We start from the raw sequence: 11,742 nt of genomic DNA on the forward strand, positions 1-11,742 counted from the left end.
AGATGATTATTCTACAATCAGCCGCAGGGTTTGGGGATAATGCCCCGGTGAGCTTATCTGGCACCAATAAAAACCTGCGGCGAGCCTGCTGATGTCCATCGTTATCAAGTTGGTGGCATCATGACGTTCCCGTGTCACCTCTTGTCCCGAGGCATTAATAATTCTGATGAGCATCGGCCCGGACCTTTTTGCGGAAGAACTGAATGAAATATGTATTATCGAGCTGGCAGGATTCGGGTATATGGTTATCTTTTCGGTTGGGTTCCCGTCCTGTTTTGATAGGACAACAGTATCGGCCGGTGACGGACGCTCCTTTTCCTGTAGGTGCTTTAAAACAAGAAAGTTGTCACTGCGGGAATTGGACACTATTAAATCCAGCTGTTTGCTTTTGCCGGCCTTTTTCATATAAACATGCTGCGGAGCCTTACCGACAGGTATTTCACTGATTTTGTCAAGTGATATGTTATGCAGCGAAGAATAGTTTTTCAGAATAACAGTATTATTATCTTCCTCGCTGGTGACGGCGATCTCCGGCATGCCATCGCCATCCAGGTCGCCGGCTGCCAGTGAGCTTGGCCTTTTAATAGTTATCGGTACGTTGGCATCTGCAAAATGAGCATGACCGTTTGGCGACGATACACTCATGTAAATGGAAAGCGAATTGCCAAATAAGTTTGCAACAGCAATATCCGGCATTTTGTCGCCGTCCAGATCTTCAACGGCACAGGCAATAGGCCCACTTCCCGTAGTCAATTTATCAACCTGTGTAAAAGATATGCTGGCCTGCGATGAAGTGGAATTCTGTAAAACGAACATGGCGTTTTTGTCATAGTCGGAAATAATCAAATCCGGTTTTTTATCGCCATTGATATCTTTTACAACAAAATAGTTAGGGCGTATTCCCAAATTATAGGTGGATCTTGAAAAAGATATCATCCCTCTGTCGGTAGCGTTACCCAGGAATGTCAGCGATTTTTTGTCAAAATCAGCTACAATAAGATCTTTTCTGTTGTCTCCGTCAAGGTCTTCTGCAGCGACATCATAGGCCGGCCCGTTCGTCCCGATACTATATTTTTTTTCAAATTTGATTGACCCCGGGGCCGACCCGTTCAGAAATATGTCAATAATACTATTGTTCCCCTTTCTATCAGACAAGGTGATAATATCGTTCTTTGAATCACCGTCAATGTCGCCAATACAAAAAGAAAGCATCCTGCTCTCCAGTGGAATACTATCTTTCATCCTCCAGGATTGCCCTTCGCCTCCCGCAATTCCCTCCCATATGTAAAGCTTCTTCTGCTTAGGACTGGCGACAATTATTTCATCCTTCGTGTCATTGTCAAAATCAGCTGAAATGACCTTCCCGGGAGAGCTATTGGGCCATCTGTAGGTGCTGGCGTCAAAAGTAAAACGAATGGCCTGCCCATGTAAAAGGTGGGGGATAGCTAGCAGAAAGGCAATGCAGGTGATTGTAAGCACGGTGTTTGGTAAAACTCGTACAGCTGGATTCATAAATTTTATATTTCAATTTAAGCATGGCATACCGGAACAATAAAGGCGTCTTCAGGCCTCCAACAGAGATGAATTTTACTGTTCTTGATTCATCGGTGTTGTGTACACAGGAGATACCGTTGGTATACCATTATACCCTAACGGAAGAAGGAGTTAACATTGATTTAATATTGAGGAAGTTATTCCCTGCTGGTATGTTCTGCCAGTAAGAAAGTATCAGGCCCCTTTGCAGGGTAATTACCGGGTTAGGAAAGTTGACGCTGCAACCCGTTAAACTTGTTTAATTAATAAGTTTCAGTTTGAACGCTTACCGCCTTGAAAGGATATTGGAAAACTTCCGATATATTTGAAATTGAATTTAACCTGCTGCCAAGATTAAAAAATACCGGATCGATTTTAAAACAGGAAAAAAGTAAATGAGGTGTCGATAGAGGAGGGGGTATAGAATTGATAAAGCTTTTCCGGTGCCGATTACGCATTAAATATGAACGATAATAATACAAAGCGGCTATCAAGGTTGACCGCAATTTTAACACAATTACAGACAAAACGATTGCTGACAGCTCCTGATCTCGCAGATAAATTTGGTGTAAATGTAAGGACCATCTACAGGGATATCAGGGCTTTAGAGCAAGCGGGTGTACCTATCCTTACGGAAGAAGGGAAAGGGTATACCCTGATGGAAGGATATAAAATTCCTCCCGTGATGTTTTCCGAAAGTCAGGCCAATGCCCTCATTCTGGCAGCGCAGCTGGTGCTCAAAAATAAAGACGCTTCTTTTATCAGGGACTACATGGAAGCGATTGACAAAATAAAAGCAGTTCTGCGGCAATCAGAAAAAGATAAAGCCAATTTGCTGGCTGACCGAACACGTTTTGAACAGAATATAAACAGGGAGAGAAACAGCGATAATATCTCGCAACTACAGAACGCACTGACCAATTTTCGTTTAATAAAAATCGAATACACCAACGGGCAAAACAAGACCACCGGCAGGACCATCGAGCCATTTGCCCTGGTCAGCACCAACGACAACTGGTTGTTGATTGCCTGGTGCCGGCTGCGGAAAGAATTCAGGTACTTCCGCCCCGACAGAATCAAAAGAATGGAAACCCTTACAGAGAGATTTACACCACATAAAATGACCCTGCAGGAATATTTTGATAAGTATCATTAATTTTTGATACCCCTGACATAAGGCTGTCGCACCCCCGTTTTAGCTTTGTTCCATCAATCACAATTAATAGGTAAAAAAGATGGAAAAGCAGACTTTCGATCCCTGGGAATGGGGCAAAAACACCAATTCGGTGCAGGCCGTTGAAGTAAAAAACGTTACAGGAACACTCTATTGTTCCGGACAGGCGGCGATAGATGGCAATGGAATGCCGTCCAGTGCGGATATGCGTTCACAGCTGGTCCAAACCATTCAGAACCTCGAACAGCTGATCAACGAAGCGGGTTATGAATGCAAAAACATTGTTAGGCTGAACGTTTACACCACATCGACACAGGAGTTCTTTACCAGCTGTATGGATGTGTATGTGCCTTTCATCCAAAAATACAATATTCAGCAAGCCACCACTTTACTGGGTGTGAGGGAACTGTTTGCTGCATTGACGGTGGAGCTGGAAGCGACAGTCGTAAAGTAATTATTTGGTTAACGTACATCGAAAGGCTTGTGAGCTTAAGCTCATAAGCCTTTTCCCTTTCAATGAAATACCTCCTGGACAGGCGCCCATCCCAGCATCCGCCGGATGAATGGAATCACATTTATCTGCATGAGGTACTTCATAAAAAACACTGCCTGCTGCGGCTTATTTTTGCCAAACATCGCCAGCATGTCCTTTAATGCATTGGGTTGATGCATCCATTTGGTATTAAACAGCGTAGCCTGGCCTATCTTAGCAAACCGGGCAAACATCTGCTGCTCATAAAAGGCGATCGCCTGTCTGGTATCGTTAAACGCCGGGTTGGTGAGCGCTTCGCTAAGCTGCAATGCATCCAGCATGGCCATATTCACCCCTTCGCCGGCAAAAGGGGGCATCCAGTGCGCGGCGTCTCCCAACAGGGTGATATCGGCGTTTGCCTCCCATCGCTGGTCCAGCGGCATGCAATATTGCGGCCGCGGAATAAAAACGGTATCCGGGCTTTCAAAGAGTTCCCACCAGGCAGGGCTCCATGCGGAAAATTCCCTTTTGAACCAGGCGAGCACCTGTTGGTTATCTTTGAAGTCGATACCGCTTTCCTTCGCCCACTGTTCGGAAGATTTAAAGCTGGCCATGAAGCCGAAACTGCCATTGCCTTTGGAACTGACGATCAGCGTTTGTGCTTTCCCGTAACCGAACATCTTTCCTCCCTTCAATAATTCACTGATGACGGGAGCTGTTTTAGCGCCGTCTTTCAGCGACCCTTCCAGCATGGTGATGCCCGTCCAGTAAGGTTGGACAGGGGTGACGAAGGGCCTGACCTTGGAGTTGGCGCCATCTGCCCCGATGACCAGGTCTGCGGTAGCAGTGTGACCGTTTTCGAAAACCAGTTTCCAGCCATCCTCTGTTCTTTCCATCGACAGGAGATGGCTGTTCCAGACGACAGTATCGGGCTCCAGCGAGCTCAGGAGGATTTGCCGGAGTGGACCCCGGTCGATCTCCGGCCGATGGTCATCGTCCCCGAAAGTTTGCTTTTTGCCTTGCTGGTGTTCATCGAAATGTATCTGCAGTTGGTCGTCCACTACACGTATGAGCCCTGCTTCCGGCCGGTAGTTGGCTTTGAATGCGTCCATTAAGCCGGCTTTCGTGAGCGCGGCCAGGCCGGAGTCGGTATGCAGGTCCAGCGCGCCGCCCTGCAGCCGGACATCTTTATGAATATCCCGTTCGTAAACTTTCACCGCTATGCCTTTGAGCTGTAAAAGCCGTGCTAAGGTCAATCCGCCGGGACCGCCGCCGATAATAGCTATTTTTTTGTTTTGAATTTTCATATCGCAAAACTATTGCTGCGATAGCTCAGATAATAGTATAAAACGGCCGTTTTGATTTTTAGCCAGCTCTTTCGGGACCACGCCCGAAAACCGTTTGACTTCTTTAATAAAATGGTTTTGGTCGGTATAATTCAATTCCGGGAAAAGCCGTCCTTCTTTAATTTGTTGCAGGGAGGCCTTAAAGCGGAAAATATTGCAGTACGCTTTTAAAGAAATACCAAACTGCTCATTAAAATACCGGTTGATCTGCCTTCTGCTCCAGGCTACACGGTCCGACAGCTCCTGTACGGTCAGCGTGCCCTGGGAGGTATAAATCAGGTCAAATAGTTCTTTTTTACGATTGTCGATATCAGGTTTGATCAGACCGGACATCGTCTCTGAAATTTTGGCGCAAAAACTTTCGAAGTCAGCGAGATCGGCAGGGCCGATGTTCCAGAACCCGTCTGTAAGCCGCTGTCCTTCATTTAATACGCTGGCCATTTTAATATCGAGTAAATATTCGACGGCGAGTAATTTAAAACTAACGGCAAACATGGTCATGTTACCCGGAATGACGCCCTGCTCAGGATGGGTGTCGAGGCCACGGAGCGTAGCATGGAAATCTTCGCCGGCGGCGGCAGAAAAAATGATATCGAACCGGCCGTCCGGCAGTACAATAATGGCTTTCTCTTCCGGAGAGTCATTCCGGAGCATCCAAATGCTTTCAACAAAATCGGTAAGGCTTTTAGCGGGTTGTATGCTTTTTAGTTCCATGCCGTCTGATGACAGATGATGTACGTTGATAAAATTACGTTTTTATTTTGAAGCCCGCCTGGAATGGCTCAAAAGTCACTCCCGAAAACCTCAGCAACAATCGCCCAGCACACGGTCATGCACTATGACGAACGCCATCCATAACACCACCAATATCAACAGTGAATTGAGGACGATCAGCGGGGTATTGTATTTCCCTTTCATTTTCTTAGCGTAGAGCCGTGAGGCGATAGGAATCAGCGCCAATACCAGGAATACCGCTATCGCCGGATAAAAACCTGTGATGGCAATACCGGCAATGCTGAGTACCGCTGCAGTAAGGGTAAATATCATTGACAGCGCGGTAACGACACTCAGTGTTTTCGTTTCCATGTTAAGCATATTTCAAAGCGTAAATCAATGTGTGGATTTAAAATTATAAAAAGCACTTTGAATTACAAAGTGAATTAACATTTTTTCGCCTGTCAGTTGCGGAGCCTGCTTCCGGGTTTTTCCGCGTAGCCCGGCATACCGGTTAACCTCGTTCCCGGAAGCAGCGGTCTTGATAAGTAGGCCGGCGGAAGGTGTAAAGGAATACAGCGAGCGTGATTAATTTGTAATTTCGCCACCGTTAAATCCTTTACCGATGAAAAAAACTGTTTGTTCTTTTATTTTGTTAATCCTGTTCCCCTTTGGTTTAATGGCGGGGGACTATGAAAAAGCCTGGGAGGCTATCCAAAAAAATGATTTTGTCACTGCTGCCACTTATCTGCAAAAGACAATCAAATCCGGTGGACCCCAAAAAAACAGCGCCATTGCCACGCTGATATTACTCAACAATATGACCGGGTTCGACCGGGATTTTACCGCACGCTATTTTAATCCGCTTCAACAGCTAAGCAATCCCGCGCCCTACACCTACGCCCTGTGGTTCTTTGAGCCGGTACTGGGTAGCTATGGACTTAAAAAAGGCGTGCAACTGCAGAACCTGGAAAAAGTGTTGTCGGATACTGTGAACTTTAACGGGTCCCTGAATGCCGCCGCCTCCTATTTTATGGGCATGCATCAACTGGTCAGCAAACGGATGGACCTCGCCCAGCCGCTCTTTAACCGTATCGGCGCATTAGAAAAATGGGCTTTTACCGGTCCCTTTGATAATCTCATGGGAAGCGGATTTGATAAGGACTTCGGGCCGGTACGCAAACCGGAGGGCGGCGCCTTTATCAGCAGCAATAATAACAGCCCGGTAAACTGGTTTGAGCCGCTGTATGCAACAGGGCAGGGCTGGAGCTACGTAGGGGCCTATTTCCCGGTGAGCAACGCCGTTGGATATGCGCAGACTTTTGTAAACGCGCCTGCGGATATGGAGCCCCTGTTGTGCCTGGGTGGCACAGGCGCCCTGAAAGTGTGGGTGAATGATAAACTGATGATCAGCCAGCCGGAAGAAAGAGTCACAGAGCTGGACTGGTGGAAAACCAGGGTGCGCCTGAAAAAGGGCTTTAACAGGATACTGGTGCAGATCGGCTTCACAAAACAGAATATCCGGCCCAATTATATTGTACGGCTGACAGATAATGATTACAAAGCGGTGAAAGGGATTGTTTGCCAGGCATCCCCGGCGCCTTATCAGCCGGATACGCAGAAAGATGAGCCGGTACTGGTCCCGCATTTTGCGGAAACCTATTTCAAAAAGCAACTGGCAGCACACCCGCAGGACCCTATTAACGCGGTGTTATTAAGCAGGGTTTATATCCGTAACCAGGAATGGGACAAAGCCAAAGCCGCACTGGCAAAATTTTACAAGACCTACCCCAAAAATGCTTTTATCACGAACTACTACTCGGACTGTATGTCAGGCAGTAACGACAGGACGGGCTATGCGGAAGCATTGGAATCCTTTAAAACACTGTTGCCGGATAATTACTGGACCCTTTATGCTAAAGTTGTCAAGCTGGAAGAGGAAAAGAGTTATGCGGAAGCCATGGAAGTACTGGACAAACTGGTCGGCATGCAGGGAGAGCAACGGGTCACAACCGTAAAGAAAATGCAGCTGTTAGCCGCGCAGGGGAAGATCGACAGCATGGTGCAGTTGCTGAAAAAAGCGTATGCTGCCTATCCTGAAGACGAGGAGCTGGTGCAGACAATGTACCAGTATGAAGCCAGCATGAACAACGATCCTGCTGCGGCACTCAAAGTGCTGGAAACGTATTGCAACCGGCAGTACGGCTATAGCACAGCATCATTCCTGGCCAGCGTATACCTTAACCAGGGAAAAACAGATGCAGCCGTCAACCAGATGAAACAACTGATTCAGGTGGCTCCTTATGAACTGGATGAATACAGCAAACTGATAAAATATTACTTTGCCAGCCAGCAATACGATTCTGCTATTCATTACCTCAACATACAACGGCAGATCAGTCCTTATTACCATCTGCCGCTGGGAGACCTGGGCCATTGTTATCTCCAGAAAAAAGAAACCGATTCCGCTATCGCATATTTCAGGAAAGCGCTGGCTTTATATGCCGGAGGCTTCGACTACCGCGAACAACTGCGTATGCTGGAAAATAAGCCGCAGGTAGACAAATATTTTCCTGCGCTGGATTATTACAAGGAGATAGAAAAGTATATACAGCAACCCCACGACTCCACCCATGCCTATGCTTACATTTTTGACGAGAAAAATGTAATCGTATATCCGGAAGGAGCGGGGGAACAAACCTTTAACACTGCCGTTGTCGTTAATAACAAAAAGGGGATCGATCACTGGAAGGAGATTTCCATACCCTACAACAGTGTCTACCAGACCGTGTCTATAGTAAAAGCAGAAGTAATTAAACCGGGAGGCGCAAAGATTCCCGCTGAAACAGACGAGAATCAACTGGTATTCACCAAACTGAATGAAGGGGATGTGATCTACTACAGCTATAAGGTGAAAAGCACCGGAAGCGGCCGCCTTGGCCGTGAATACTGGGATAAATTCTATTTCGCTGACTTCATGCCGGTCAATATCTCCAGTTATAATTTGCTGATAGCTGACACCATCCCCCTGAATTATGAATATGTGAATGGCGGTAATATCAAGCCAAAGATAACACAGCACGAAAAGTTTAAACTGTACAGCTGGAGGGAAGACAATATTCCGCCGGTACGGAATGAAAGTTATATGCCCAGCATCAATGATGTGGGAAAGGTACTGCACCTTTCTACTGTCAAAAACTGGGATGTAATAGCGGAATGGTACAGTGATGTTACACGCGAACAATCGAAGGAAGATTTTGAGATCAATGAAGCCTTCAGGGAATTGTTCCCGGCAGGAGTAAGCGGCCTGGACGATCTGGCCAAAGCCCGGAAAATTTATGAGTTCATAGAGAAAAATATTTCCTACAGCTCTGTTTCATTCCGGCAGGGCGCCTACGTCCCCCAAAAAGCAGGAAAAACCCTGTTAACGAAACTGGGAGACTGTAAGGATTTGTCGACACTCTTCCTTGCATTTGCCCGCAAAGCCGGCTTGCCGGCAAACCTGATCCTGGTGAGCACCAGGAGATACGGTCAGCGCAACATGCAGCTGCCATCGCTGGATTTTAACCACTGTATCATCAGCTTCAAAGCAAACAACAAAACATACTACCAGGAACTGACGGACAATACGCTTCCCTTTAATGCACTGCCTGGCAGGCTGGTAGGCGCACAGGTGCTCAACATCCCTTACGAATACAAGGCGGGAGAGAAAATCACCACCTTGCCGTTGGATAACTTCACCTCCAATATAATACGCCGCCGGATGGACATTACGCTGGAAGACAATAGCCTCAGCGCTAAATCAAGCTGCGCGTATATCGGTGAAGTGGCTGCGGCCATGAGAAGTACCTATCAGCATGCCACCAGCGAAGAGGCAAGGGACGCTATACAAAATAATGTCAGCAGCTCATTCAAAAAACAAGTAGTGCTGGACAGCCTGTCATTCAGAAATCTCGATAACCTGTCAGATACCGTTTGGCTGGATACCTATTTCACGGTAAAAGACGAAGTGATCAGCGTAGGAGACTTCAGCATGATCAAGCCTACTTTTATGGACGTAGTTGCCACCGCGAATATCTTTACGCCGCTGCCCAGACAACATCCGTTTGAATATGCCGACTATGAATCGATAGAAGATTATTATACCGACCTGGTGGTACATTTACCGGCAGGAAAGAAATTTGAACAGGTCCCCTCCGGCACCAGCCTGCGGCTAAATGACATGAATTACACACTGGACTTTAAAAAGACGGACGACAACAACCTGATTATCAACAGACATTTTAAAACAAAAAGTAATACAACGATCGCCCCCGCCGCATTTAAGGAACTGGAAACATTTTTCAACGGCATTATCAAAGAGGAGCAGAAATACATCTCATTCAAATAATTTATTGTTGTAAATTAGATTATTTAATATATTGATAATCACATATAATGTATCGGCTGGCGACAGCCGGCTAAAGCCTTGCAGGAGCTCCCTGCAAGGCTTTGTTTTTAATTGGCGGATTGGTTTGTAAATTATTGCCAATACTATCATGTTATTCTCTATTTTTATAGTTCCATTACGGAGGATGCGATTTTTAGAAACAAGTGAGTGACTATAATGAATATGTCAGGTGAGCGGGATGAACAGGTACTGTTGGCTTCGGCGGCTACAGGAGACGAAACAGCTTTTGAAGCACTTTTCAGGAAGTACGGACGGAAGCTGTATAGTTTCATGCTGCCGCTGAACGGCGCCGCGGCTGCAGAAGACATCGTGCAGGAAGTGTTCTTCAAACTCTGGAAAGAACGTGATAAACTGGCGGCTATCACGCACTTCAACAGTTATCTTTTCCGCATGGCGCAAAACCAGGCCATCAACGATTTCCGGAAAATGGCCAGGGCTACGCTCTTACCCATAGAAGAAGCCGGCCGGCAGGAAACAACACCGGCTACGGATTCCAACGAAGAAATAGAATTCAAGGCCCTGCGCGAACGGGTACACGAAATTATCGGCTCCCTGCCTCCGCAGCAACGCAAAGTATATCTCCTGAACAGGGAACAGGGCCTGAAACACAAAGAAATTGCCGAGCTGCTGAATATTTCCCCTTCCACCGTGAATAAACACCTGGTACAGGCGCTCCACGCATTGCGCACGGGTTTGGGCAATCATACCGACCTGCTGCCGGTATTCTTTCTGTTGCTCAGCTTTTCTGAAAAGTCCCCCTTCTGAAAAAATTTTTCCATTACACTAGACATATCCCGCTTTTTGATTGTCTTACTGGTATCCAGGGACATTTTTAACACCTGGCATTACCTATTAAACCTGTTTCCATGTCCGAAGGAAGAATAGATGACCTTGTGGCGAAATTTTTTCAGCAGACCTGTACGCCGGCTGAGAAAAGAGAACTGGCCGCCTGGATAGAACAGTCCGCCGACGATGCTGCGCTGCAGCGGGTGCTGGAGCGTGCATGGGCCCATTACGAGCCTGTGGCGGACCTGACGCCCACGGCTTCTTCCCGGATACTGGACGATATCCTGGGCAGGCAGGAAGAGACAGGGCCGGTAACCGCCCGCATACGCCCGATGCGCAGGACGTGGCGATATGTCGCCGCCGCCGTGACCATCGTGGCACTGGCAGGCGGGTATATCGTGTGGAAGTCACGCCCGCAGACACCTCCCGCACCGGCGGTGGCCCAGGCGGTGAAGAAGGACGTTGCGCCACCGGGTGGCAACAGGGCCACGCTGACTATGGCCGACGGATCGGTGATCCCGCTGGACAGCACCATGAACAACACCGTCATAGCCGGGAGTAACGTGCGTATCGTTAAAACGGACAGCGGGCTGGTGACCTATCAGCAGCTGGCCGTACAGGGAGCCAAACCATCCTATAATACGCTGGCAGTCCCCGCAGGCGGGCAATTCAGGGTAATCCTGGCAGACGGCACCAAAGTATGGCTCAACGCGATGAGCAGCCTGCGTTATCCGGACATGTTCCCGGAAGGAACACGAAAAGTGGAACTCACCGGCGAAGCCTACTTCGAAGTATCGGCCAGCGCCGCCCAACCGTTCCTCGTAAAAGTAAACGACATGGAGCTGACCGTGCTGGGGACCAGCTTCAATGTGATGGCCTACCCCGACGAGGCATTTGTGAACACCACGCTGCTTAGCGGCAAAGTAGTGGTAAAACATCATAACGTCAGCCTGCCGCTGAAGCAGGGCTATCAGGCAGCCCTCAACAGGCGCACGGGGCAGGTGACCATTACACAGGCAGACACCAATGAAGCGATAGCCTGGAAAAACGGCAGGTTCCTTTTTAACGGTACCCCGATAAAGGAGATCATGCTGCAATTAAGCCGATGGTATAATATAGAAGTAATATATGCAGGAGAGGTGAATGAACAGTTTTATGCGGAGATACCTCGCTTTGCCAATGCGGCCGAAGCGTTAAGGATTCTGGAACTTACCGGAAAAGTACATTTCCGGCTGGAAGGACGGCGTGTAACCGTGTATCCCTGAAC

9 protein-coding genes are annotated in these 11,742 nt (G+C 47.7%); 5 read left to right on the forward strand and 4 right to left on the reverse strand.

The window, feature by feature from the left end; translation table 11 throughout:
• Positions 1–6 precede the first annotated feature (6 nt).
• Positions 7–1,512 (reverse strand): T9SS type A sorting domain-containing protein, encoded by a 1,506-nt coding sequence (locus tag HF324_RS14470; protein ID WP_168860128.1) that lies wholly within the window; start codon positions 1,510–1,512, stop codon positions 7–9.
• A gap of 517 nt (positions 1,513–2,029) precedes the next feature.
• Between HF324_RS14470 and HF324_RS14475 the strand changes: the two genes are divergently transcribed.
• Positions 2,030–2,689, forward strand: a complete 660-nt coding sequence (locus HF324_RS14475; RefSeq protein ID WP_258539527.1) for a helix-turn-helix transcriptional regulator — start codon at positions 2,030–2,032, stop codon at positions 2,687–2,689.
• Between the two features lie 79 nt (positions 2,690–2,768).
• Positions 2,769–3,161 carry a RidA family protein gene (locus tag HF324_RS14480; protein ID WP_168860130.1) on the forward strand — a complete coding sequence of 131 codons (393 nt, stop codon included), beginning with the start codon at positions 2,769–2,771 and terminating at the stop codon, positions 3,159–3,161.
• A 59-nt stretch (positions 3,162–3,220) separates the two neighbouring features.
• Here HF324_RS14480 and HF324_RS14485 read toward each other — a convergent pair whose 3' ends face one another.
• The 3 genes from HF324_RS14485 to HF324_RS14495 all read right to left on the reverse strand — a co-directional run bounded on the left by HF324_RS14485 (position 3,221) and on the right by HF324_RS14495 (position 5,611).
• Entirely contained in the window at positions 3,221–4,486 is a 1,266-nt protein-coding gene (locus HF324_RS14485) for an FAD-dependent oxidoreductase (RefSeq protein ID WP_168860131.1), read from the reverse strand.
• Between the two features lie 9 nt (positions 4,487–4,495).
• Positions 4,496–5,239 (reverse strand): helix-turn-helix domain-containing protein, encoded by a 744-nt coding sequence (locus HF324_RS14490; protein ID WP_168803161.1) that lies wholly within the window; start codon positions 5,237–5,239, stop codon positions 4,496–4,498.
• A gap of 90 nt (positions 5,240–5,329) precedes the next feature.
• Positions 5,330–5,611 (reverse strand): hypothetical protein, encoded by a 282-nt coding sequence (locus HF324_RS14495; RefSeq protein WP_168803162.1) that lies wholly within the window; start codon positions 5,609–5,611, stop codon positions 5,330–5,332.
• Positions 5,612–5,864: 253 nt separating this feature from the next.
• Between HF324_RS14495 and HF324_RS14500 the strand changes: the two genes are divergently transcribed.
• From HF324_RS14500 to HF324_RS14510, 3 genes are all read left to right on the forward strand, one after another.
• Positions 5,865–9,629 (forward strand): DUF3857 domain-containing protein, encoded by a 3,765-nt coding sequence (locus tag HF324_RS14500; protein WP_168860132.1) that lies wholly within the window; start codon positions 5,865–5,867, stop codon positions 9,627–9,629.
• 216 nt (positions 9,630–9,845) lie between these two features.
• Positions 9,846–10,454 carry an RNA polymerase sigma factor gene (locus HF324_RS14505; RefSeq protein WP_168803164.1) on the forward strand — a complete coding sequence of 203 codons (609 nt, stop codon included), beginning with the start codon at positions 9,846–9,848 and terminating at the stop codon, positions 10,452–10,454.
• A 101-nt stretch (positions 10,455–10,555) separates the two neighbouring features.
• Positions 10,556–11,740 carry a FecR family protein gene (locus tag HF324_RS14510; protein WP_168860133.1) on the forward strand — a complete coding sequence of 395 codons (1,185 nt, stop codon included), beginning with the start codon at positions 10,556–10,558 and terminating at the stop codon, positions 11,738–11,740.
• The last annotated feature ends 2 nt before the right edge of the window (positions 11,741–11,742 follow it).

The sequence above is a fragment of the Chitinophaga oryzae genome (genome assembly GCF_012516375.2).
Taxonomy (GTDB): Bacteria; Bacteroidota; Bacteroidia; order Chitinophagales; family Chitinophagaceae; genus Chitinophaga; species Chitinophaga oryzae.